Origin of the sequence: Mycobacterium sp. E787 (assembly GCF_001668725.1) — a bacterium.
GTDB lineage: Bacteria > Actinomycetota > Actinomycetes > Mycobacteriales > Mycobacteriaceae > Mycobacterium.
In genome coordinates this window covers 25,428-48,355 of sequence record NZ_LZKL01000132.1, presented here as the reverse complement: position 1 = coordinate 48,355, position 22,928 = coordinate 25,428, and the positions used below count along the sequence as shown (strand labels likewise).

Sequence of the window (22,928 nt, the reverse complement as noted above, 5' to 3'; positions counted from 1 at the left end):
CGCATACCCGGCTCCGACGAAGAGGTAAACGCGACCGCGGGCCGACAGCCTCAGGGTGGCGACCCGCTGCTAGGGCCAGGCCTCCTCCAGCTGGTGAGCCACATCGATGACCTGCGCGGCCTGGGATTGCGGCGAGTCGATTTCCTCGGCGACGTACGCGGCGATGAAGCGACGGATCTCGCCGTCGACGCCGGCCAGGATGCGCAGCACCTCGCCGCGGAAGGACCTCGACGACACATTGACGGTGATGTCGGACGGCCGCGGCTTGGCGACGTCGACGATCAGTAGCAGGGGCTCGGCGGCGCGCGCCGTGGCGCGCAGCCCGATGTCGCCGGAGACCACGAACCGCTGTTTGTCCAGCCGCAGGTCCAGCAGCAGATCGATCGACAGCGGGATGTGGATGACGAACGTGATGTCGTCGCCCAGCCGGCGGGTCACCTTGGGGTCCTGGATCTTGACGTTGGCGCTCACCTTGGCGATGCCGCCCGGGCCCTGAGCGATCGGCTCCATGGCGAACTCGTTGCCGGCAATGTCGGCGAACGCTGCGGCGACACGCTCGGGGGTGACCGCGACCTCGAAGAATCTGCGGCCGAACTCTTCGTAGGTGACATAATCGCGATTTTGCATAGGCTTATACCGTCTCACGTCCCCTGCCGGAACGGCCGCTGTATCCGCTCGCGTCGCAGCAATTTCGCGGCGGAGGCGGCCCGGGAGCAGGACCGGGCGGGGCCGATCGGTATCACGAGGATGTGATCCGCAACCACCACGCGCGCTGTGAAGCTGACCACACACGTGGCGCTTCGATTCGGTGTGTCGGCCGCCGGCCTGGGACGCTGGACTGACTTGGAGGTGTTTGGAGCTGATGTGCGCCCAGAAAAATACCGAGCCAATCGCGCAGCCACGCTCGTTCGTGTCGCGGATAGAGGGACCCCTGACCTGGCTGGGCGGCGGGCACTGGCGCGAACTCGGTGAGCGCCACGAACGGTCCACCCACGCGGTGGCGGGCGCCGTCGTGCTGCTCGGCGCCCTGCTGGCGTGGCTGGTCGCCGGACTGGCGGTGAGCGAGGCGGCACGGTGGCCCATGGTCGCCGTCGTGCCGCTGACGCTGGTCTTCGGCCTGCTGGTGGCCGCGGTCATGCGCGCGACCGCCGGCGGCCCCGACCGCCGCCGGCCCGGCATCGCGGGACGGGCGGCCGTCGCGGTGGCGCTGGGCGGCGTCGTCGGCGAGCTCGCCGCGCTCGTCCTCTTTGCCAGCTCGATCGACCACCGCCTCGACGAACGGGCGTTGCGCGGCGCCGACGTGGCGCCGGCCGTCGCGCAGGCGTCGGCGGCGCTGGAACAGGCCAAGGACGCACGCGGTGCGCTGGACCGGGCCGTCGAGCGCGCCCGCGAGCATCAGGACCAGGCCCTCGTCGTGGCGCGCTGCGAATACAACCCGACGCCGGCCTGCCCGCAGACCCGGATCACCGGCGTTCCCGGGTCCGGGCCCGAAACCCGAACGGCGAACGAGCTTCTCGCCGACGCGCAGCACGAGCTGGACAACGCGCTGGCGGCACGTGACGGCCGGGCACCCGAGTTGGACGCCAGGATCTCCCGCGACGAGCTGGCGTTGGCCCAGGCCCGGCATCAGGTGGTCGCCGACGCCGGCCGTGGCCTGGGCGCGCGCTGGGTGGCCCTGAACGACCTGACGTCCGCCAGCGCGGGCGCGTTGGCGCTGCGGCTGGTGACGATCGCTTTCTTCGCGCTCCTTTGCCTGCTGCCACTGATCCTGCGGCTGTGGCGCGGCGAGACGACCCACGACCGTCACGCCACGGCGCGGGCGGACCAGGAGCGCGCCGAGCTGGAGGCCGACACCGCGATCGCGATCAAGCGGGCGCAGGTCCGCCGCGAGGCCGAAATCATGTGGGCCGAGCACCAACTCACGCAGGCCCGGCTTGCCGTCGAGGCTCAGACCGAGATCGACCGCGAACACCAGCGCCGGCGGGTGATGGAAGCCCTCGATGCCCCGGTGCGTTTCGCGTCGCACCGGGCGTCCGGGCCGGCGGAGGACGACATGTACCTGCCGATCGCCGCGGAAGCGGAGGCGGCCAGCCTGGCCATCGCCCCACCCACCCCCGGGCCTCCCGCCGTCGAGGAAGCGGTCGCCGGAGCGGTCGTCGAGAACGTGCCCGTGCCGTTCGAGCCGGACGTCGAGGTCGAACTCCACGAACCGCACGGGGAGCGGGCGACACCCCTGATTCCGTTCATCCCCGATGCGACCAGGGCCGCGGCTCGCTGGATTCGCCCGCTGGTGCCCCCGTTCGTCGCGCGCGTGATCGACAACACGACGCAGCCGCTGCGCACGGCGCGTCAGGTGTTCGAAGAGGTCGAGGAGATCACCTTCTCGCTCAGGCGCACCCACAAGGTGACGTTCGACTCCGAAAGCACCCAGAGCGGCGGGCACGCGCGGCCGGGCGCGCAGGGCTCCGCGACGGACCGGATCCCGTCGTCGCGCGAGCACGGCGGTGCCGGGGCCCGTCATGGGGTGGGAAGCCGCCGGCAACGCTCGTCGGTGCGGGCGGTGGCCGCGGGAGACGCCGGGCGCCCGACGCTGGGGTCCGCCGAGGGCGACCGCACGGGCGAGCTGACCCAGCGGGAGGGCCCGGGCGAGTTGCGCGGTCCCGACGGCCCCCGGCAGCTGCCTCCCGGGAAGTGATCGGCGTTGGTGGACAGGGCGGTTCGGATCACCGGGAGTTCACCGTTCGGTCCGGCTCCGTTTAGGTGCCGTTCGGCCACGAAGGATGCACGCTCATCGCCGATTTGGAACAATCACGGAACTATGAAACTCGTGCTGTTGATGGCCGGCGCCGCCGTGGTGATCGGGACGGCCGCCCCTGCCTACGCCGACGACCCGACCCCCAAAGATCAAGCCTTCCTCAACGCCCTCAGCCAAGCCGGGCTGACGTACCTCAACGCCGACCGCGCGATCACCGCCGGCAAGCAAGTGTGCAAGTCGGCCGACGACGGGATGACGGGCGAGGAAATCGTCAAAGCCCTGCAGGACAAGAATCCTGGCTTCCAGGGCCCGGGCGCCGCCAAGTTCGCGGCAATAGCGGCGTCGGCCTATTGCCCCGAAAAACTCTCCCAAACCGAGGACGAGAGCCCCGCGCCGAAGCCCAGCGGCGCGTAGCGAGAAGACAGCCGCGCCGGACGGCCCGGCTGATGCGCGGCCGCCGTCGCTGATCCACGCGAAGGTATGATCCTCCCGACAATGGGTAGGGCACCTGGATCCGGTGAGGCGGCGGCGATGGCAGGGCAGGATCTCGCGGTGAGAACCGCGAGGGCGACCGTGGGTCCGGCCGACGCATGAAAATCAGCCTGTTTCTCGCCGACGCGGCCCAGGCCGACGCCCAATCCGGGAAGGTCCATGCCCTCGGGCTCGGCTGGCGGCAGTGCCAAACGCCTACTCCCCCTTTCGCTTTGGTGATGTTCCTGGACATCGACTGGGACGAGACCAACAAACCGCACAAGCTGTCGTGCCAGCTGTTGACCACCGACGGTGAACCTGTGGTGGTCAGGGGAACCCAGGGAGCCCAACGGATCTCCTTTGAAGCCTCGGCTGAGGCCGGGCGGCCGCCGGGAGCGATCCACGGCACGTCGGTTCGCATGCCGCTCACGCTCAACATTCCGGGCGGCATCCCGCTGGAGCCGGGGATCTACGAGTGGCGGGTGGAAGTCGAGGGTTTCGAGCAGGCGACAGTGGTCGAGGCGTTCGTCGTCCTCGGTACCCCGCATCCGCCGGCCGGGCCCGCATAGCCGCGAAGAAGCGGTCGCCACTCGAGAAACGCGCAGCCCGTTGCGCTTTCGCGCACCCGGCGAGACAAGCTACTCGTCGCCGAAGCGTTCGTAGAGCTCGGGCAGGAATCCGGCGAGGTGGTTCATCTCCTGGGCGCAGTGCACCAGCAGATTGCGGCCGCTGGCCACCGGGTCGCCGAAGAGCCGTGACGCGATGGGCCGCACCGCGCTGGACGCGATGTCCGGGGCGTTGCGGACGGCGATGTGCGGTCCGCCCATCCAGAACCGCGACCGCATCTCCGCGCCGCCGGGCGTAGATCTGATGTGATGGATGAACCACCCGACATCCACCGGTGCGTCCGCGGCGCCCAAGCGGGCACAAATCGCTACCGCATCGTCGCCGTCGGGTGGGCAGCCCAGCTCGGTAGGGGCGACGAATTGGATTGCGCCATTGAGCATCGTGGAGCCGATGTACTCGGTGATCATCGACCAGCGACCGATGTAGCGCCGGGCGCCCCGACGATCGCCGGCCGCAACGTCGTCGCCGTCCTTCCAGGCGGCCGACAGGTGCGCGCGCGGATGCCACAGCTTGTAGCGGCGGGTGTCGCAGCCGTGCCAACCGAACCACCAGCACCACATCGCCGGGGTGACTCCGGGCATCTCGGTGCGCACCGACACCTGATAGCTGCCGTCTTCGAGGACGCCGTAGCCGTTCTCGGTCTGCTGGTAGCCCTCCCCGGCGACCTCGGCCGCGTCCTCGAACGCCGACAAGGCCATCCCCCCTTGCGGGCCATGCTGTAGCGCCTCGACGACATGCGTTGGCAGCGGGGCCATTTCGGGTCGGAAGAACTTGCCGAAGGGCGTGTTCGCGTCGTCGTTGCGGTAGCCGAGGTAGAGGTCGCCGGTCATCTACAGTCGTCCCATCCACGCGTTGAAGAGGCCGTCAGGGTCATAGGTGGCGCGCGCTTCGTCGAGCCGCGCCATGGCCGCGTCGGTGGCGAACCTCGCCGGTCGTTGGCCGAGGTTCTCGTCGGCGAGCTGAATTCCGGTGGCCAGATCGGACATCGCCGCCATGTTGGATCCGGCCCAGTCGCCGTACTTGTCGTCGTCGGCGGCGTCCTTCCACGACCCGTACAGGGCCAGGTAGATCTCGTCCTCGATGCTGTAGGCCATGTCCTGCCGGGCCGGCGACGGGCCCCAGTTCAGCCACAGGAAGTGGGAGGGAGCCGGCGGCATGGTGTCGAGGATCTTGTGGATGCCCGGCAGCAACTCGCCCGCCGACGCCGAGGTCCACATGTTGTCCGCGGTGTAGCGGTAATCGTCGAGGTAGTGGGTCATCACGGCGGCATACCAGGTGGGCAGATCGCTCGGCAGGTAAGGAACTTTCAGCACCGCCCGATCCGCCACCGGGCAGGTCTCGAATATCGCGAGGGCCTCTCGGGCTTCCTCTTCGGAGTCGGCGAACGCCGGCGAGGCGAACGCGATGCCGGGGCTGTCGATGCCCATCTCGGGGAGGCTGCGGGTCGCGATGGCCTGCATCTCGACGCGGCGGTCCACTTCGGCGCTGATGCCGCGGGCCCAGGTGTAGACCTCGTCGGCGACGTCCCACGGGTAGACGTAGACGCTGGTGCCGCAGGCGGCCGGGCGCGGGTACAGCTTGAGGTGGAACGACGTGACCACGCCGAAAAAGCCGGGCCCGGCCCCGCGGGCGGCAAAGTAGAGTTCGGGATGATTGTCGGCGTCGCAGTGGATCTGTTGTCCGTCGGCGGTGACGACGTCGAGCCCGACGACGCTCTCGCACGCCGGGCCGTAGACGCGGCTGTTCCAGCCGTATCCGCCCTGCAGCAGGTAACCGCCGAGGCAGACGCCCTTGCAGTGGCCGCCCGGAAAGAACAGGTTCTGCGCCTCCAGGTCGGCCATCAGCAGGCTGCCGCCCTTGCCCGGCCCGACGACTGCGGTCATTTTCTCGGCGTCGATCGTGGCGTGATCCAGGCGGCCGACGTCGAGCAGCACCGAGCCGTCGCGGAGATGGCTGGCCGCGAAGCTGTGCCCACCGGAGACGACGTTGACCTTGTGCCCGTTGGCCTTGGCATAGCGCAGGCCGGCGATGATGTCGTCGGCGTCGCGGGCCGCGACGATCAGCTCCGGGTACCGGTCGGGCACCTTTTGGTGCCACACCGTGGCTCGGCGGGCGGGCTCGTAGCCGTCGTCGCCACGGAAATAATGCCGCCCGGCCGGTAGCGCGCCCATCTGGAGCTCCTTTGATCCACATTCCGGTTCTTGTCGGTCCGCGATGCGGAACACTATAGTGGCATCGTGCCGTCCACGGGGGAAAATTCGCCGGCTGGTCGCGACGAGGGCATCCAGGTGTTACGCCGCGCCGCCGCCGCGCTCGACGAGATCGCCGCCGAGCCGGGACGGCTCCGCCTGGTCGACCTCGGGGAGCGGCTCGGGCTGGCCAAGTCGACGGCTCGCCGCCTGCTGCTGGGCCTGGTGGAGGTCGGGATGGCCAACGTCGACGCGCAGGGCCGCTTTGCGCTCGGCGAGCGCCTGCTCGGGTTTGGCGGGGCCGACGGGGCGCAGATCGCCACCCTGTTCCGCGCGACGATCGAGCGGGTGGCGGAGGCAACCGACGGCGAGACCGCGGACCTGTCGATACTGCGGGGCGGGCGCATGTGGTTCGTCGACCAGATCGAATCGTCACACCGCCTTCGGGCGGTCTCGGCCGTCGGCGTCCGGTTCCCGCTCGATTCGACCGCCAACGGCAAGGCGGCCCTGGCGGCGCTCGATGACGCCGACGCGGAGGCCGCATTGGCCAAATTCTCCCCCGACGTCGCCGGGTCGCTGCGCGCCGAGATCGCCGAGATCCGGCGCACCGGCATCGCTTTCGACCGCGACGAACACACGCACGGGATTTCGGCCGCCGCGATCGCACGACGAGCCATGGGCGAGAACGTGGTGGCGATCTCGGTTCCCGCTCCCACCGAACGCTTTCGCGAGAAGGAGGGGCGCATCGTCGACGCGTTGCGCGCCGCGGCCGGGTCGCCGGTCTGGGGCGCGTTGAGCCGGCCGTCGGGGGAAGACGCCAACTAGGCACGCCGGCAACCCGTTTCGGGTGTGCCGCCGAGTGCATGCTGGCGACGGCCGCGGTACCCCCCAGGACCCCGGCCGCGCCAAGCTCCTAACCTCCCGTCAGCGGGCCGCCGCTTTCGACCCGGCGAACAGCGAACCCCATTCGCGACGCGCCGCCGACTGCGCGTCGACGAAGCTGGGCGTCTTCTCCCCTTCGCCCGCCAGGTGAACCAGCGCCCACGCCATGGCGAACACCGGAACCTTGTGACGCACTGCGGCACTGTGCAATTCGTCGAAGGCCACATGCGAGGGGCAGCGGCGAAGGCCGATCAGGATGCCTCGCGCGGTGTCAAGGATGCGGCCGGAATTCGGGCCGTACGAAGTCTGGGCGGGAACCCAGTTCGCCATCATAATGTCGATACCTCCTGTTGCGACCGAACGCAATCCGCCACGCTGCAGCGGAAGAGAATCCGTGCGGTACGCATCGTCGCGCCAGTGATTCTCAAAAGGCGCCCTGTGCAATGATTTGCCGATTGAACAAGTTGTGCCAGACCGGCGCAGGTATCGATACGCCCTTGTGACCGTTTCGGGATCGCGCGTGAATCAGGCTGCGAGCGCCAACACTTCGTCGAATCCGGCGACCAGAGCCTGATGAAAGATGTCGTGGTCCGGAATGGCGGCGGTATCGATGTCGATGCCCAGGGCGCACGTATCGACGTAGGTGAGCAGCGTGACGTTGACCGCCGCGCCGATCGTCGGGCCGAACGCGTACTGCGCGCGCACCGGCGCGCCGCCCAGAAAGACCGGCACGGGCACCCCGGGCACATCGCTGGCGAGGAAATCGACGTGCCGCAGCACAGAACCGATGTACCAGCGCGGCATCAGGTTGAGGGCGCCGGCAATCAACTGCGTGTAGGGCAGGGATCGTTCGGTGCGTACGGCGCCGGCGCGCTCGTGGATCGCCCGGATTCGTGCCGTCGGCTCGACCTCACCCGCGGGAACGTCGAACCGCATCAGCGTGATCCGGTTCCCGCCCATGCCGTCCGCCTCCGTCCGCAAGCTGATCGGCATCGTGAGGTGCAGGTCGCCGATCGCGACGTCGTGCTTTTCGTGGTAGCGGCGCAACCCGCCGGCCACCCCGGCGACGAACGCGTCGTTCAGCGCGCCGCCGGAGCGGTGTGCCGCCTCGCGCAGTTGCTGCATCGGCACCTGATGCACCATCAATCGGCGGATCAGGCCGCGGTCGGTGAGCAGGGGCGAACCGGTGCGGCCTATCGGCCGGACCGTCCGATAAACCGACGCGGCCGTGGCCGCCGCCGACCGGGCCGTCGCGACGGGCCGGCGAACGCCGCCGTAGAGGAGTCGCGGGGTCGCCTTGGCCGCTCCCGCGAGGGCGCTCGCCAGCATCCCGGCGTCATAGCGCCAGCTGTCCCGGTAGCCGGCGAGCCACGACGGCCGGGACGGGTCCGGCTCGGGCGGCAAGGGTTCGCGCCGACATTGCTCCTCGGAAAGGTTGAACAGGTGCATCGCGATCTGCACGCCGCCGATGCCGTCGGTGAGGGCGTGATGGAACTTGCAGATCATCGCCGCGCCACCGTCGCCCAGGCCGTCGATCAGGGTCGTCTCCCAGAGCGGCCGCGCCCGGTCGAAGTCCTGCATCTCGGCCAACCGGGCCATCTCGAGCACGTCGTCTAGCGTGCCGGTCCCCGGGGCGGCGAAGCGCCGGATGTGGTAGTCGAGATCGAAGTCCGGGGCGTATTCCCAGTGCGGCGGCGCCGGCGGCCTCGACGGCACCACCCGTTGCCGAAACATGGGGAGTTTGCGGCTGATCAGGTCGAACCGCTCGCGCACCTCGTCCCAGTCCGGCGAACGATCCAGCAGCACGACGCTGACGACGGTTGATCGCAGCCGTGGATCACTCTCCATCGCCCAGGTGAAGGCGTCGCTGTTGCGCAGGAATCCGGTCATCACATGCTCCGGGGACAAACCTACGACGCGGGACGGCAAAGGTCAGCACATCCTTGGCAGCCAATGACTTTGGTCCCCGTACATCGGGTCCTTCGGCAGCGGCGCCGCGGCTATGACGACTTGGCGGCCTCGGCGTCGGCGAATTCGCAGAAAGCCGTGTAGGCGCGCGCGCCGTAAATGGTGGCCGGACCGCCGTGCATGAGGAAGGTGACGCCGATGGCCTCGGCGGCTTCCTCCCGGGTGGCGCCGGCGCGCGCGGCGCCCTGCGCGTGCGAGGCGATGCAGCCATCGCAACCCTCGACGACCCCGATCGCCAGCGCCATGAGCTCCTTGACCTTGCGGCTCAGCGCCCCATCGGTCAGGGCGGCGCCGCTCAGTGCCGCGAACCCCTGATAGACCTCGGGGATCTGTTTGCGAAGCGCGCGGTGCTGCGGCAGCAGGTCCTGCAGTATTTCGTGGTGATGCTGGTGATCCGACATCGCCCGGCCCCGCTCAGTGGTGAACCGCGGGCTGGAGGGAGTCGATGGCCGCCTTGAGCCTGTCGGTGACCTCCTCGGCGACCGGACGCAGTTCCGGCTCGCCGGTGACCTCGACCAGCAGCCCCGGATTCATGGCCTCGACGAGCACCGTGCCGGCGTGGTCGGGGTCGGCCCGGACGACGACATTGCACGGCAGCAGCAGGCCGATCTGGCGCCGCGCGTCCAGGGCCCGGTGCGCCAGCGGCGGGTTGCACGCGCCGAGGATGAGGTAGTCCTCCATGTCATGGCCTAGTTTGGCCTTCAGCGTGGCCTTCACGTCGATCTCGGTGAGCACGCCGAAGCCCTGCTCCGCGAGCGCCTCGCGGGTCTTGGCGACCGCGTCCTCGAAGGTGGTCTGCAGCGGTGTCGCAATGGCGAGATTCATCATGGCTTCCTTCCGTTTGTTGCCGTCGCCGCCCGCTCAGGCGAGCGCCAGGAACAGCTTCTCCAGCTCGGCCTCGCTCAGCGGCGTTGCGCCGTCCGCCGTGGTACCCGTGACACATTCCTTCAATCCGGTCGCGACGATCTTGAATCCGGCACGGTCGAGAGCGCGCGAAACCGCCGCGAGCTGGGTGACGACGTCCTTGCAGTCGCGGCCCTGCTCGATCATCGAGATCACCCCGGCAAGCTGGCCCTGTGCCCGCCGCAGCCGGTTGAGCACCGCGCCGACGCTGTCCTGATCACCAATCACTGGATCCTCCGTCTCATTTGTCGTTACCGCACACGGTACCCGCCGGGGTATCAACTGAGCTACTGTGGAATATACCCCATAGGGTATAAGTTGTCACAGGTAAGCAGTCGAACCGGAAGGAACCACCATGGCAACCACCGCCCTCACCCACGAGACGTTCGAATCGACCATCATCGACAACTCGCTTGTGCTGGTTGATTTTTGGGCCGCGTACTGCCGCCCCTGTCAGGCCTTCGCGCCGGTTTACGACCGTTCGGCGCAGGCTCACCCGGACGTCGTGCACGCCAAGGTCGACACCCAGGCCGACCCGGAGCTGGCCGCCGCGCTGGGCATCCGGTCAGTCCCGACCATCATGGCGTTCCGTGACGGCGTCCTGGTCTACAGCCAACCGGGTGCGATGCCTCCCGCCGTGCTGGAAGACCTGATCAGCCAGGTGAAATCGCTCGACATGAACGCGGTACGCGCCAAGATCGCCGCCCGCAGGGCCGCGGTGGCCGGCTGATCCGGGCGCCGCTCACAGGATCGCCCGGCGATCCTTCGCTTTGGCGATGTCGTCCCAGTCGACGCCGAGCTCCAGCAGAATTTCCTCGGTGTGCTGCCCGTGCTCCGGGGCGCGGGCGGGCGCCGGCGGGGTTTCGTCGAACTGAACGGGCGCCGCGACGATGCGGTACTTCTCGCCATGGTCGTCGACGTTGGTCACCACGTACCCGTTCGGTTCGACCTGCGGGTCGTTGAGGGTCTCGCGCGGCGTCGCGAGGGCACCCCACACGCCGGGTTCGTCCGCGAGGACCTCCTGCCAGTGCGTAAGGTCATGCCGGGCAAAGGCATTCGCCACCAGCTCGGTCGCCGCGGCGGCGTTGGCGATCAGGTTGCTCGAGGGCACAAACCGCTCGTCGGTGGCCAACTCCGGAAACCCCATGCGCTCGCAGAAGCCGGCCCAGAACTTGTCGGGCTGTAAGAACACCAGCTGAATCCACCGGCCGTCCTTGGTCTTGTACCGATTGACCAAGGGGTTGATGGCCAGCCCGGGCGGCGCACCGGGAATGCCGTCGATATCGAAGAAGTCGGCCGCCGAGATCGACGGAGCGATCGCCCACATCGCCTGTGCCAGCAACGACGAGTCCACGATCGTCGGTTCGCCGGTCCGTTCCCGGTGAAACAACGCCGCGCACACGCCCCCGGCCAGCGTTGCGCCGCCCTGCAGGTCACCGAACGCCGGCCCCTGGACGGCGGGCGTGTCGGTGCCGAACGGTGTGAGCGTGTAGGCCACCCCACCGCGCGCCAGATAGGTGGCGGCGTCGAATCCGCCGCGATCCCGGTCGGGTCCCCGGACCCCCAGCCCGGTGCCGCGGGCGATGATGATCTTCGGGTTGAACCCGCGGACGTCGTCGACGGTCAGCCGTGCCCGCTCCAGTGCGCCGGGCAGCCAATTGGTCAGGAACACATCCGCACTGGCCAGCAGGCGACCGAACAGCTCGCGCCCCATCTCCGACTTGATGTCGATGGCGATGCTGCGCTTGCCCCGGTTGCCCAGCTCGAGGATGAAGTCGGCGTCGGGGCGGGCGGCTTCGCGGGTGAAGCCGCCGACGACCAGCGCGCGCCCGGGGTCCCCCGCGGCGACGCCCTCCACCTTGATCACGTCGGCGCCCCAGTCGGAGAGGGCGGCGCCGGCCGATGGCACGTAGGTCCACGACGCCAACTCGACCACCCGGACACCGCTCAGCACGCCCGACAAGGCAACCCCCTAGGTCGTCTTTCTTGCTATTTTAAGTATTCTAGCTACTCTAAGGGATATCGAGAGCCCGGCTGCGGCCACGCGCAGTTTCCGTGGAAGACACGTGATGGAGCCGACCATTGGATCGCTCCCCCTCCGCGATGCGGTGAGTACGCACATTCCCGGCTCTGCGGCGCCGAATAGCGTTGGCCCCCAACGCGGGTCGCCGGTGTAGGGGCAAAGGACGGATATGGGCAGGGTGACGGGCAAGGTGGCCGTGATCAGCGGGGCGGCGCGCGGCCAGGGCCGTTCCCATGCGCGGCTGCTGGCCGCGGAGGGCGCCGACATCATCGCGGTGGACCTGTGTGCGGACATCGAGACGAACGAGTACCCGCTGGCGCGTCCCGAGGATCTCGACGAGACGGCGCGACTGGTGGAGAAGGAGGGGCAGCGCGCGTTCACGGCGATCGCCGACGTCCGCGACCGGGCGGCCCTGGCCGCCGCGATCGATCAGGGCGTGGCCGAGTTCGGCCACCTCGACATCGTGGTGGCCAACGCCGGCATCTGCCCGCTCACCGCGGGCCTGCCGCCGCAGGCGTTCGCCGATGCGGTCGATGTCGACCTGGTCGGCGTGCTGAACCTGGTGCACACCAGCCTGAAGCACCTGCGCGCCGGCGCGTCGATCATCGTGATCGGGTCGAACGCGGCGTTCATGTCGTCGATGAACACCACGGGAATCGATGGCGGCCCTGGCGGAGCCGGCTACGCGTTCGCGAAACTCGCTGCCGCGCACTACGTCAACGACTTCGCGCTGGCGCTGGCCAAGTTCTCCATCCGGATGAACGCGGTGCATCCGACCAATGTCAACACCGACATGCTGCACAGCGCACCGATGTACCGCGCGTTCCGCCCCGACCTGAAGGAGCCGACGCGCGAGGACGCCGAACCGGTCTTCCCGGTGGTCCAGGCGATGCCCATCCCGTACGTCGAGCCCGAGGACATCAGCGAGGCGGTGCTGTTCCTGGCGTCCGACGCGGCGCGCTACATCACCGGCCAGCAGCTGCGCGTCGACGGGGGCGGCTTCCTCAAGGTCAAGCCGTGGTCGGGCGGCTGACGACGCCGTCGCCAATCGTGTTGGGGTGCACAATGACTGGAGGGTGTAGGTGAGCGACGGTCAGGCCGCAACGCACGTCGAACGTCGCCTCTACGAATTGATGATCCTGATGAAGGCCGCCGACGACCGGCTGTCCAAGGGCATCGGCACCGGCGAATTCATGTGCGTGTATTGGCCGTCGCGTGGGCAGGAGGCGATCGCCGCCGCGATGGGAGTGGCGCTGCGGCCCGACGACCAACTGGTCACGACCTACCGTGGGCTGCACGACCTGATCGGCAAGGGCGTCCCGCTCGAGGAGATCTACGGCGAGATGATGGGGCGCACCGTCGGCGCGAGCCGGGGCAAGGGCGGCACCATGCACATCGCCAAGCCCGACAAGGGCGTCATGCTCTCGACCGGGATCGTCGGGGCCGGACCGCCGGTGGCCGTCGGGCTGGCGATGGCCGCCAAGCGCAAGGGCCTCGACCGCGTCACGGTGGTCAGCTTCGGCGACGGCGCGACGAACACCGGCTCGTTCCACGAGGCGGCCAATATGGCCGCGCTGTGGGACCTGCCGCTGGTCTTTGTCTGCCAGAACAACCTGTTCGCCGAGATGACGCCGACGTCGGACACGATGAAGCTCGAGCACGTGGCGGGGCGGGCGGCCGGCTACGGCATGCCGGGCGTCCGCGTCGACGGCAACGACCCGCTGGCGGTGAAATCCGCGCTCGACGACGCCCTGCGCCGCGCCCGCACCGGCCGGGGCCCCACGTTCATCGAGTGCGTGACGTTCCGCTTCCGCGGCCACTACTTCGGAGACCGGATGCCCTACATCCCCAAGGAGCAACTGGCCGCGGCCATGGCGGCCGACCCGGTGCCCCGGTTTCGCGACCATCTCGGGCAGGCCGGAATCTGCGGCCCCGACGAACTCGACCGCATCGACGCCCACGCGCTCGCCAGGGTGGAGGACGCCCTGACGGCGGTCATGGCCGCGGAGACCCCGTCGACCGAGGAACTCGACCGCGACGTGTACGCAACCCCGATCGGGTTTCCGGCATGACGCAAGACAAAGAGATGACGATGCGCGAGGCGCTGAACCTCGCGCTCGATGAGGCGCTGGCGGCCGACGAGCGGGTGTTCCTGCTCGGTGAGGACATCGCCGATCCCGGCGCCTCGGGGCCCACGGCGGGGTTGTCCACCAAGTACGGCCACGACCGGGTCTTGGACACCCCGATCTCGGAGGCCGCGATCGTCGGCGCCGCGATCGGTGCGGCGATCGACGGGATGCTGCCCGTGGCCGAGATCATGATCATGGATTTCATCGGCATCGCCGCCGACCAGCTGATCAACAACGCCGCCAAGCTGCGGTTCATGACCGCGGGCCGCACGACCGCACCGATCACGATCCGCACCCAGGTCTACGCCGGGCTGGCCACCGGGGCCACGCACTCGCAGAGCCTGGAGGCCTGGTTCATGCACATCCCGGGGATGAAGGTCATCGTGCCGTCCACCCCGCGCGACGGCAAAGGCCTTCTGACGGCGGCGATCTTCGATCCGGACCCCTGCCTGTTCATCGAGACGATCCGGCTGCAGGGCAAGAAAGGGCCCGTCCCCGCCGAACCCGGATTCTCAATCCCCTTGGGACGGGCCGACATCAAGCGGCCCGGCACCGACGTGACGCTGATCGCGTACGGCCGCCCCGTGCACGACGCGCTCGCGGCGGCGGACACGCTGGCCGAACAGGACGTCAGCGCCGAGGTCGTGGATCTGCGCACCCTGGTGCCCCTCGACGTCGAGACCATCGTCGAATCGGCGCGCCGCACAGCCAGGGTCGTGATCGCGCACGACGCGGTCCAATTCGCAGGCCCGGGAGCGGAAATCGCCGCGATCCTGCAGGCCGAACTGTTCGGCGAGCTGGCAGCACCGATCGAACGGGTGGGCGCCAGGTTCGTCCCCAACCCGGCCGCGGCCGCGCTCGAGGCACAGATGTACCCGTCGCCGCCGCGCATCGTTGCGGCCGCCCAGCGCACTTTCGAGAGCGCGGGGAGGGCCAAAGTGCATGGCTGACTTCATCATCCGCATCCCCCGTGTGTCGGTGGCCGTCTCGGAGGCCGAGCTCACCGGCCTGCTCGTGGAGGCGGGTGAGCGCGTCGAGGAGGGCACACCGATCTATGTGATCGCCACCGAGAAGGTGGAACAGGAAATCGAGGCCGGCGCTTCCGGCGTCGTGCAATGGACCGGACAGGTGGGGACGACGTACGACATCGGCGCCGAAATCGGCGTCATCACTGCATAATTCGAGATAGCGAAAGGTGAGCCTGCATGGATCTCAACGAGACCCGCGAGAGGATCGTCTACGAAAAGGAAGGCCCGATCGCCCGCGTCATCCTCAACTGGCCCGAGAAGGCGAACGCCCAGGACCAGAAACTGGCCGAGGAAGTCGACGCCGCGCTGCTCGACGCGGACCGCGACTACGACATCAAGGTGCTGATCCTCAAGGCCAACGGCAAGGGCTTCTGCTCCGGGCACGCCATCGGCAACAACGCGGTCGACTATCCGGCGTTCGTCGAGGGCGCGAAGGTGATGGGCACCCCGTGGAAGCCGCAGACCGACCTGTTCGTCAAGCCGATCCTGAACCTCTGGGAGTTCTCCAAGCCGACCATCGCGGCCGTGCACGGCTACTGCGTCGGCGGGGGCACCCACTACGGGCTGACGACCGACATCGTCATCGCGGCCGAGGACGCCTACTTCTCCTACCCGCCGCTGCAGGGCTTCGGCATGCCGTCCGGCGAATGCTCCATCGAGCCCTGGGTCTTCATGAACTGGCGCCGCGCCGCCTACTACCTGTACCTCGCCGAGGTCATCGACGCGAAGAAGGCGCTGGAGGTCGGGCTGGTCAACGAGGTGGTTCCGCGCGACCAACTGGAGGCGCGCGCCGACGCCATCGCGCGCCACATCGCCCAGGCGCCGATGACCACGCTGCTGGCGACCAAGGCCAATCTCAAGCGCGCCTGGGAGCTGATGGGCATGCGGGTGCACTGGCAGAGCTCCAACGACCTGGTCGCGCTCGCGTCGATCAGCAAGGACGTGCAGGAGCTGATCCAGACGGTCTTCAAGGACAAGGTGCTGCCCTCCGAACAGGCCCGGCGCCAGGCGGCGGCGGCTTCACAGACCGACGGCGCCGCAACCAGTTAGGCCGGTCCGCCAGTGAACATCGCCGACCACGCTGCGACGGCCCCCGACTCGGTGGCTCTCGCGATCGGGGACGGCGACACCATCTCGTACAAGGCGCTGCACGAGCGGAGCCTGCGCGTCGCCGCCCTGCTGCACGACGCCGGGTTGCGGCGCGGCGATGGCGTGGCGCTGGTGCTGCCGAACCGGCCGGAGTTCTTCGAAATCACCTGGGGCTGCCAGCTTTCCGGGCTGTATTACACCGCGGTCAACACCCACTTCACGCCCGACGAGGTCGCCTACGTCATCGACGACTCCGACGCGAAGGCGGTCTTCGTCGACGGCTCGGAGGCGTGGGGGGCCGACCTGGCCGCACACGTCCTCACGGCCAACGCCGGCGTCGCGGTCCACGTCGCGGTCGGGGGCGAGCTGCCCGGCTGGCGTTCGTATGGGGACGCCCTGACAATCGCGGGCGAACCCCCGCCGCCGTCGGACGGCTCGGAGATGCTCTATTCGTCGGGCACCACCGGGCGGCCCAAGGCCGTCCGCCGGGCGCTGCCCGCCGACGGCAACGGGTCGTGGGCCCAGGCGGTCCTGGAGATGGCGCTGATCCACAAGTACGGGATGGACGCGTCCAGCGTGTACCTCTCCCCCGCGCCGCTCTATCACGCGGCGGGGGTGAACTACACCATGGCGGTGCATCGCGTCGGCGCCGCCGCGATCCTGATGCGCAAGTTCGATGCCGAGGCCGTGCTGCGGCTGATCGAGACGCATCGCGTCACGCACGCCCAGTTCGTCCCGACGATGTTCGTGCGGATGCTCAAGCTGCCCGAGGCCCTCCGGCGGAAGTACGACGTCTCCAGCCTGCGGTGCGTGCTGCATGCGGCCGCCCCGTGCCCGGTGGACGTCAAGCACCGGATGATGCAGTGGTTCGGTCCCATCATCCACGAGTATTACGGCGGCACAGAGGGATTCGCGGGCACCACGATCGGGCCCGAGGAATGGCTCGCCCATCCCGGTTCGGTCGGCAAGCCGCTGCACCCGGTTCACGTGCTCTCCGACGACGGGGTCGAACTCCCCGCGGGCCGGTCCGGCGAGCTGTTCTTCGAGGGCGGTCCCGATTTCGAGTACTTCAAGGACCCGGCCAAGACGGCATCGGTGTCCAACGACCGCGGCTGGCGGTCGCTGGGCGACATGGGCTACGTCGACGAGGACGGATATCTCTACCTCACCGACCGGTCGACGTTCATGATCGTCTCGGGCGGGGTCAACATCTACCCGCAGGAGGCGGAGAACCTGCTGGTCATGCACCCCAAGCTCGTCGACGCGGCCGTGTTCGGCGTGCCCAACGACGAGTTCGGCGAGGAGGTCAAGGCCGTGGTGCAACCGGCCGACGGCGTGGCGCCCGGCCCGGAGCTGGAGGCCGAGCTCATCGCGTACTGCCGGGCGCACCTGGCCGGCTACAAGTGCCCGCGCACAGTCGAATTCGAGCCCGAATTGCCCCGCGACCCCAACGGCAAGCTTTACAAACGGCGCATTCGTGAGCGTTACTGGCAGGGGCGGGCCTCACGGATCGTATGAGCTGACACGAGGGACAGTGCGATGGCTGTAGAGACGGGTTCGGAGACAACCGGTGTCGATTGGACGCCCCTGCCGGTGCCGTGGGCGGTTCAGACGCCCGACCGGATCCCCAAGCAGCGGTACTACGACGCGGAGTTCTACGAACTGGAGGCGGAGCTGCTCTGGCCACGCGTGTGGCAGATGGCCTGCCGCCTCGAGGAGATCCCGAAAGTCGGCGACTTCGTCGAGTACGAGATCCTCGACGAATCGATCGTCGTCGTGCGGATCGACACCCACACCGTGCGCGCCTACCACAACGCATGCCGTCATCGCGGGGTAAAGCTGGTGGAGGGCAACGGGAATCGGCGCACGTTCGTCTGCCCGTTCCACGGCTGGTGCTGGGGCATCGACGGCCGCAACACATTCGTGCTGCGGCCCGAGGAGTTCGCCGAGGACAACCTGCGCCCGGACGACCTGCAGCTCGTCCCGGTCAGGTGCGAGCTCTGGGGCGGGTGCGCGTGGATCAACCTCGACGACGGCGCGCCTGAACTGCGCGACTGCATCGAGCCGTTCGCGTCGATCTATGACGCATGGAAGGTCGAATCGCTGCGCGTCGAGTGGTGGCAGTCGTGCCGTCTGCCGGTGAACTGGAAGCTGGCCACGGCGGCGTTCATGGAGGGCTACCACGTCCCCCAGACCCACCCGCAACTGCTGCCGTCGGCAATGCCCCCGACGTCGAAACCACCGGGCCTGGCCCAGACCAACCTCTACTTCATGCGCACGCTGGGCGAGGGCATGGCCGGCATGACCCACGAGAACGACGTCCGCATCGCCGAGGGCCTGCAGGACATGGAGCTGCCGTCCGATCCGGCCGAGGCGATGGCCGTCTGGCGCCGCACCCTCAACGACGCCATCGTCCATTGGCATCGCGCCCGGGGTTGCGACATGCCCGACCTCAACGAGCTGGCGCGGCGGGGGATCACCGAAGCGATCAACTTCTGTTTCCCGCATTACTTTCTGCTGCCCCAGTACAGCAGCGCCTCGTCCTACCGGATCCGCCCGCTGGGCCCGGAGGAGACGCTGTTCGAGATCTGGTCGCTCACCCGCATCCCGCCGGACCAGATCACCGACAAACCCACCCCGCCAGAGCCGATGGCGCCCGACGACCCGCGCTGGCCGCCCATCCCCGCCCAGGACTTCTCCAACCTGCCCAGGCAGCAAAAAGGCCTGCACTCCAAGGGGTTTGAATACATGCGACTGTCGGACCGGATCGAGGGGCTGATCTCGAACTTCGAACGCGTCATCGACGGCTTCCTGGCCGGCCTGCCGTACGGCGCGCTGGTGCCGGCGATCCAGAAGACCAACACCACCATCGACGTGCCCGTGGCCGAGCTGGGATTCGGGGTGGGGGCGCGATGACCCCCCGGTGGGACCGCTCGGTCGACCTGCTGATCGCGGGCAGCGGCGGCGGCGGCATGGTGGCCGGGCTGGCCGCGCTCGACTGCGGGCTCGAACCGCTGATCATCGAGAAGCAGGCGCTGGTCGGTGGGTCGACGGGCCTGTCGGGCGGCATCGTCTGGCTGCCCAACAACCCCTTGATGCGGGCCGAGGGCATCGCGGACTCGCACGAGGACGGCCTGGCCTACCTGGCCGACGTGGTCGGCGACATCGGCGCGCCGTCCTCGCCCGCGCGCCGCGAGATGTTCCTGACCGCGGGCTACGAAATGGTGAATTTCCTCGTGCGCAAGGGCGTCCGGCTGGTCCGTTGCGCCGGATGGAGCGACTACTACCCGAACCACAAGGGCGGCAACGAAGCCGGCCGGGCCATCGAGGGCATCCCCTTCGACGCCGCGGAGCTGGGCAGCTGGTGCGACAAGGTGCAGCCGCCGCTGGCCAAGAATTACGGCTTCGTGGTCCTGACCAACGAACTGCGATCGGTTCAGTACTACAACCGCTCGCCGCGCGCGTTCGCCGTCGCGGCGCGGGTGTTCCTGCGCACCGCGGCCGCGCGCGTGCGTCGTCGGCAGATCCTCACCAACGGGGCGTCGCTGATCGCCCAGATGCTCAAGGCGCTCATCGAACTCAGCAGTGATTCCAGTGGGCAGCCGCCGCTGTGGACGGACGCGGCGATGGAAGATCTCATCGTCGACGACGGCCGGGTCGTCGGCGCCCGCGTCTCCCGCGGTGGCGTCTCGCAGAACGTGGAGGCCCGGCGAGGCGTGCTGCTGGCGGCGGGCGGCTTCGGCCACAACGCCGAGATGCGCCGGGAGTACAGCGGCGATCAGCCCAACGAGGCGAAGTGGTCGATCGCCAACGCCGGCGACACCGGCGAGGTGCTCCAGGCCGCGATGCGGCTCGGCGCCAGGACCGATCTGCTGGACGAGGCCTGGTGGCTGCCTTCGGTTTTCATCGCCAACGGCGGGGCGGTGGCCGCCTCGCTCGGGTCGGGCCGCCAGCGTCCCGGCGCGATCTACGTCGACTCGACCGGCCGCCGATTCTGCAACGAGTCGAACTCCTACGTCGAGGTCGGCAAGGCGATGTATGCGAACAAGGCGGTGCCCTGCTGGATGATCTTCGACGAGGGCTATGTCCGCAGATACGTCACCAGCACCAACCCGTTCAAGCGCAACCAGAACCTGCCACCGGAGCTCATCGAGAGCGGCGCGGTCAAACGCGGCGACACCGTCGCCGAGCTCGCCGCCCAGATCGCCCTTCCCGCGGACGAATTGGCGCGGACGATCCAGCGGTTCAACCGGTTCGCCGCCAAGGGTCTGGACCCCGACTTCGGGCGCGGTCAGTCGGCCTACAACGACTGCCTCGGCGATCCCGGCTACCGGCCGAACGCCGCCATCGGCCCCCTCGACCGGGCGCCCTACTACGCCACCCGGGTGCTTCCGGCGGACGTCGGGACGTGCGGGGGCGTCGTCACCAACGAGCACGCGCAGGTCCTGGACGAGCAGGACCTGGTGATCGACGGCCTGTACGCCACCGGCAACACCACGGCGACGGTGATGGGTCGCACCTATCCGGGCGCGGGCGCGAGCATCGCCAGCTCGATGGTGTTCGGCTACGTCGCCGCGCGGCACGCCGCCGGGCGAAAAATCGCCGGGGAGAGGAGCCGTCAGGCCTCGCGCTAGGAACTTTCGTCGCGGCCGACGAAATCGCGCGGCTTCATTCCCGACTGCATGAGCTCGGCCCGCCGCGCCTGGACGTCGGTGGCGGCGCCCACCATGTTGGTCAGGATGTGGCTGACCTGCAGGTGCACCCGCATGCCCATCAATTCCCAGGCGCGCTTGACGTTGTTCTTCACCGCCATCAGCGTGGTCAACGGGATTTGGGCGATCCTGCGCGCCATGTCCTCGACGGTGTCTTCCAGATCTTCGCGCGGCACAACCCTGTTCAGCAGACCCCAGTCCAGCGCCTCCTGGGCGGACAACGTCGGCGCCAGCAGCAGCCAGTCCATGGTGCGGTGCCAGTTCATCAGCAACCAGGGTTCGATCATGGTGTGCCCGCCGGGTTCCCCGAGGCTCTGGGCAAGGGGCATCTGGAAATACGCGTCGTCGGATGCCACACAGAAGTCGGTCAACAGACCCAGATAGATGCCGCCGCCCATGCAGTAGCCGTGGATCTGCGAAATCGTCGGCTTGGGGAATTCCCACAGGTAGAGGGTGGGCCACAGGAACAGGTCGGCGGTCCCCTTGTACAGGTCTTCGAAGGTGTTTCCGAAGTCCGGGTACGGGTTCTCGTCCGGGCCCCAGCGCGCGACGTGCCCGCCGCAGAAGCCCTTGCCGTTGGCCTTGAGGATGACGACCTTGATCTCGCGGTCGCGGTCGGCCTCGTGCAGGCAATCGTCGACCTCGGTGACCAAGACGGCGTCCTTGGTGTTGGCCTTGTCGACCCGGTTCAGGATGATCCGCGCAATCGGCGGTTCGCGTTCATAGATGATCGCCTCGAGCACGCGCCGCTCCATCTCGGTGACACTACCGCTTCTCGAGCCCGCGACGAGGGCGCCGAGCCTGCGCTCAGATCGCGATTTTGCGGGCAAAGGGTGATCTGGACGCAGTCTCGAAGGCGCCCCCCTCAGCGGCGGGCCAGCAGCCACGCCTGACCGTGGCCCTCGCCGGTGGCCACCTGCTCGAGTTCGGCGAACGCGGCGGGCAGTTCGCCTGCGGCGGCGCGGAACGGCCCCGGCGCGGCGCCCACTTCGCTGAGCGCCGCGATCGCCAGCAGCCCGCCCGGCGCCAGGCGCTCGACGATCGCCCGGTCGAGGCGGGGGTCCCGGAACCTGTGGCAGAGGATCACGGCGACCGGCGGCCCGGCCGGCAGACCGTCATCGAGGTCGAACACCTCGAAGTGGCAGCGGCCTCCGACGCCGGCGCCCCGGGCCACCTCGCGGGCCTGGTCGATCGCGACCGGGGAAACGTCGTACCCCCACACCTGCAGGCCGCGCCGGGCCAGCCACACCGCGCCGAACCCCCGCCCGCAGGCCAGGTCGAGGGCGGGACCGGCCGTCGGAAACGCCGCCGCGTGCCGCACCAGGAGGCCGGGCGGGTCCACCGCGCCCACCGGCGGCGGCCCCTGAGCGGCGTACTTGTCGTCCCAGCGGCGCCGGTCGGCCTCGGCCATAGGCGCCACCCTAGAGCGCTCGCAAGCGCGGCGTAGCCGGGCGCTGCGGGGCGCGACCAGTGGACCAGGACGCCCACGCCGTTTCTACACTGGACCGGTGTCCAGGGAAGCGGTTGCCACCACACCCCGCCGCTCCGACCGTCGGCCCGCTCAGACGATCCGCAAGGTCCTCGACGCCGGCCTGGAGGAACTGCGCGAGTCGTCGTACGCGAACCTGACGATGCGGGCGGTCGCCAACCGCGCCGGGGTTTCCCCGGCCAGCGCATACACCTACTTTCCGTCGAAGAGCGCGCTGGTGGCCGCGGTGTACCTCCGCTTTCTGCGCGACCTGCCGCTGCACACCGACGTCAACGACGCGACCCCGGCGCGGGTCAGCGCGACGTTGCGCGACATGGCGCTGATGGTCGCCGACGAGCCGGAGCTGATGACGGCCTGCGGGGCCGCGCTGATGGCCGACGATCCCGCGGTCAGGCCGCTGCGCGAGGAGATCGGGGCCGAGGTGTCGAGGCGGATCGGGGCCGCGCTGGGTCCGGGGTGGCCTCGCGCCGTGAAGTCGGCTTTGCAGATGACGTTCGCCGGCGCGCTGATGACGGCGCGGTTCGTCAGCTACCGGGAGATCGCCGGCCAGCTGGACGAGGCCGTCACCCTCATCCTGGGCGCGGCTGCCACGTAACGGGTTGTGGCTCAAGCGAATCCGTGGAGCGGCCGATGGACGTTATGATCCAGCGATGGGGATGACGG

General features: G+C 69.0%; 25 protein-coding genes. 14 read left to right on the top strand and 11 right to left on the bottom strand.

The window, feature by feature from the left end; translation table 11 throughout:
- Positions 1-69: 69 nt before the first annotated feature.
- On the bottom strand, positions 70-627 hold the full coding sequence (locus A5705_RS26710; RefSeq protein ID WP_067881645.1) for a hypothetical protein: 558 nt from the start codon (positions 625-627) through the stop codon (positions 70-72).
- Positions 628-862: 235 nt separating this feature from the next.
- Here A5705_RS26710 and A5705_RS26705 point away from each other — a divergent pair, with 235 nt between their 5' ends.
- The 3 genes from A5705_RS26705 to A5705_RS26695 all read left to right on the top strand — a co-directional run bounded on the left by A5705_RS26705 (position 863) and on the right by A5705_RS26695 (position 3,795).
- The gene (locus A5705_RS26705) at positions 863-2,695 is read left to right on the top strand and encodes a DUF4407 domain-containing protein (RefSeq protein ID WP_068281153.1); all 1,833 of its coding nucleotides are present in this window, start codon (positions 863-865) and stop codon (positions 2,693-2,695) included.
- A gap of 123 nt (positions 2,696-2,818) precedes the next feature.
- The gene (locus A5705_RS26700; RefSeq protein ID WP_067881642.1) at positions 2,819-3,169 is read left to right on the top strand and encodes a DUF732 domain-containing protein; all 351 of its coding nucleotides are present in this window, start codon (positions 2,819-2,821) and stop codon (positions 3,167-3,169) included.
- Positions 3,170-3,345: 176 nt separating this feature from the next.
- A complete protein-coding gene (locus A5705_RS26695; protein WP_067881639.1) occupies positions 3,346-3,795 on the top strand; it encodes a hypothetical protein in 450 nt (149 codons plus the stop codon).
- A gap of 69 nt (positions 3,796-3,864) precedes the next feature.
- Here A5705_RS26695 and A5705_RS26690 read toward each other — a convergent pair whose 3' ends face one another.
- Both A5705_RS26690 and A5705_RS26685 read right to left on the bottom strand, forming a co-directional pair.
- Positions 3,865-4,683, bottom strand: a complete 819-nt coding sequence (locus tag A5705_RS26690; RefSeq protein WP_067881635.1) for a DAPG hydrolase family protein — start codon at positions 4,681-4,683, stop codon at positions 3,865-3,867.
- A complete protein-coding gene (locus tag A5705_RS26685) occupies positions 4,684-6,024 on the bottom strand; it encodes an FAD-binding oxidoreductase (protein WP_067881632.1) in 1,341 nt (446 codons plus the stop codon). It abuts the gene before it with no gap.
- A gap of 66 nt (positions 6,025-6,090) precedes the next feature.
- On the opposite strand from A5705_RS26685, the gene A5705_RS26680 reads away from it, so the two are divergent.
- A complete protein-coding gene (locus A5705_RS26680) occupies positions 6,091-6,867 on the top strand; it encodes an IclR family transcriptional regulator (RefSeq protein WP_067881691.1) in 777 nt (258 codons plus the stop codon).
- Positions 6,868-6,966: 99 nt separating this feature from the next.
- On the opposite strand, the gene A5705_RS26675 is transcribed toward A5705_RS26680, so the two are convergent.
- The 5 genes from A5705_RS26675 to A5705_RS26655 all read right to left on the bottom strand — a co-directional run bounded on the left by A5705_RS26675 (position 6,967) and on the right by A5705_RS26655 (position 10,023).
- Positions 6,967-7,257: an ANTAR domain-containing protein gene (locus A5705_RS26675; protein ID WP_067881630.1), complete on the bottom strand. Its 291-nt coding sequence runs from the start codon at positions 7,255-7,257 to the stop codon at positions 6,967-6,969.
- Between the two features lie 192 nt (positions 7,258-7,449).
- Complete coding sequence (locus A5705_RS26670) at positions 7,450-8,814, bottom strand: wax ester/triacylglycerol synthase domain-containing protein (protein WP_067881627.1); 1,365 nt, start codon at positions 8,812-8,814, stop codon at positions 7,450-7,452.
- 110 nt (positions 8,815-8,924) lie between these two features.
- Positions 8,925-9,293 (bottom strand): carboxymuconolactone decarboxylase family protein, encoded by a 369-nt coding sequence (locus tag A5705_RS26665; RefSeq protein WP_067881624.1) that lies wholly within the window; start codon positions 9,291-9,293, stop codon positions 8,925-8,927.
- A gap of 13 nt (positions 9,294-9,306) precedes the next feature.
- Positions 9,307-9,717: a DUF302 domain-containing protein gene (locus tag A5705_RS26660; RefSeq protein ID WP_067881688.1), complete on the bottom strand. Its 411-nt coding sequence runs from the start codon at positions 9,715-9,717 to the stop codon at positions 9,307-9,309.
- Between the two features lie 36 nt (positions 9,718-9,753).
- The gene (locus A5705_RS26655; protein WP_067881621.1) at positions 9,754-10,023 is read right to left on the bottom strand and encodes a metal-sensitive transcriptional regulator; all 270 of its coding nucleotides are present in this window, start codon (positions 10,021-10,023) and stop codon (positions 9,754-9,756) included.
- Between the two features lie 127 nt (positions 10,024-10,150).
- Here A5705_RS26655 and A5705_RS26650 point away from each other — a divergent pair, with 127 nt between their 5' ends.
- A complete protein-coding gene (locus A5705_RS26650) occupies positions 10,151-10,525 on the top strand; it encodes a co-chaperone YbbN (protein ID WP_067881617.1) in 375 nt (124 codons plus the stop codon).
- A gap of 12 nt (positions 10,526-10,537) precedes the next feature.
- Here A5705_RS26650 and A5705_RS26645 read toward each other — a convergent pair whose 3' ends face one another.
- Entirely contained in the window at positions 10,538-11,758 is a 1,221-nt protein-coding gene (locus A5705_RS26645) for a CaiB/BaiF CoA-transferase family protein (protein ID WP_067881614.1), read from the bottom strand.
- A gap of 229 nt (positions 11,759-11,987) precedes the next feature.
- Here A5705_RS26645 and A5705_RS26640 point away from each other — a divergent pair, with 229 nt between their 5' ends.
- From A5705_RS26640 to A5705_RS26605, 8 genes are all read left to right on the top strand, one after another.
- On the top strand, positions 11,988-12,851 hold the full coding sequence (locus A5705_RS26640) for a mycofactocin-coupled SDR family oxidoreductase (protein ID WP_067881611.1): 864 nt from the start codon (positions 11,988-11,990) through the stop codon (positions 12,849-12,851).
- Positions 12,852-12,951: 100 nt separating this feature from the next.
- Entirely contained in the window at positions 12,952-13,890 is a 939-nt protein-coding gene (locus A5705_RS26635; RefSeq protein ID WP_082956714.1) for a thiamine pyrophosphate-dependent dehydrogenase E1 component subunit alpha, read from the top strand.
- Positions 13,887-14,897 carry an alpha-ketoacid dehydrogenase subunit beta gene (locus A5705_RS26630; RefSeq protein WP_068281139.1) on the top strand — a complete coding sequence of 337 codons (1,011 nt, stop codon included), beginning with the start codon at positions 13,887-13,889 and terminating at the stop codon, positions 14,895-14,897. The genes A5705_RS26635 and A5705_RS26630 overlap by 4 nt, the downstream gene beginning before the upstream one ends.
- Positions 14,890-15,126, top strand: coding sequence for a biotin/lipoyl-containing protein (locus tag A5705_RS26625; RefSeq protein WP_067881602.1), 237 nt, complete (start codon positions 14,890-14,892; stop codon positions 15,124-15,126). Before A5705_RS26630 ends, A5705_RS26625 begins: the two co-directional genes overlap by 8 nt.
- A gap of 26 nt (positions 15,127-15,152) precedes the next feature.
- Positions 15,153-16,025, top strand: coding sequence for an enoyl-CoA hydratase-related protein (locus A5705_RS26620; protein WP_067881599.1), 873 nt, complete (start codon positions 15,153-15,155; stop codon positions 16,023-16,025).
- Between the two features lie 12 nt (positions 16,026-16,037).
- Complete coding sequence (locus A5705_RS26615) at positions 16,038-17,582, top strand: acyl-CoA synthetase (RefSeq protein WP_068281138.1); 1,545 nt, start codon at positions 16,038-16,040, stop codon at positions 17,580-17,582.
- Positions 17,583-17,603: 21 nt separating this feature from the next.
- A complete protein-coding gene (locus A5705_RS26610) occupies positions 17,604-18,980 on the top strand; it encodes an SRPBCC family protein (protein WP_068281135.1) in 1,377 nt (458 codons plus the stop codon).
- Positions 18,977-20,698, top strand: coding sequence for an FAD-binding protein (locus tag A5705_RS26605; protein ID WP_067881591.1), 1,722 nt, complete (start codon positions 18,977-18,979; stop codon positions 20,696-20,698). Before A5705_RS26610 ends, A5705_RS26605 begins: the two co-directional genes overlap by 4 nt.
- Here A5705_RS26605 and A5705_RS26600 read toward each other — a convergent pair.
- Together A5705_RS26600 and A5705_RS26595 are read right to left on the bottom strand one after the other, a co-directional pair.
- Complete coding sequence (locus tag A5705_RS26600) at positions 20,695-21,531, bottom strand: enoyl-CoA hydratase-related protein (RefSeq protein WP_067881588.1); 837 nt, start codon at positions 21,529-21,531, stop codon at positions 20,695-20,697. The two genes, A5705_RS26605 and A5705_RS26600, sit on opposite strands and share 4 nt — an antisense overlap.
- Positions 21,532-21,641: 110 nt before the next feature.
- Positions 21,642-22,187: a bifunctional 2-polyprenyl-6-hydroxyphenol methylase/3-demethylubiquinol 3-O-methyltransferase UbiG gene (locus A5705_RS26595; protein ID WP_068281133.1), complete on the bottom strand. Its 546-nt coding sequence runs from the start codon at positions 22,185-22,187 to the stop codon at positions 21,642-21,644.
- A 97-nt stretch (positions 22,188-22,284) separates the two neighbouring features.
- Here A5705_RS26595 and A5705_RS26590 point away from each other — a divergent pair, with 97 nt between their 5' ends.
- Positions 22,285-22,860, top strand: a complete 576-nt coding sequence (locus A5705_RS26590) for a TetR/AcrR family transcriptional regulator (protein WP_068281131.1) — start codon at positions 22,285-22,287, stop codon at positions 22,858-22,860.
- Positions 22,861-22,928 lie beyond the last annotated feature (68 nt).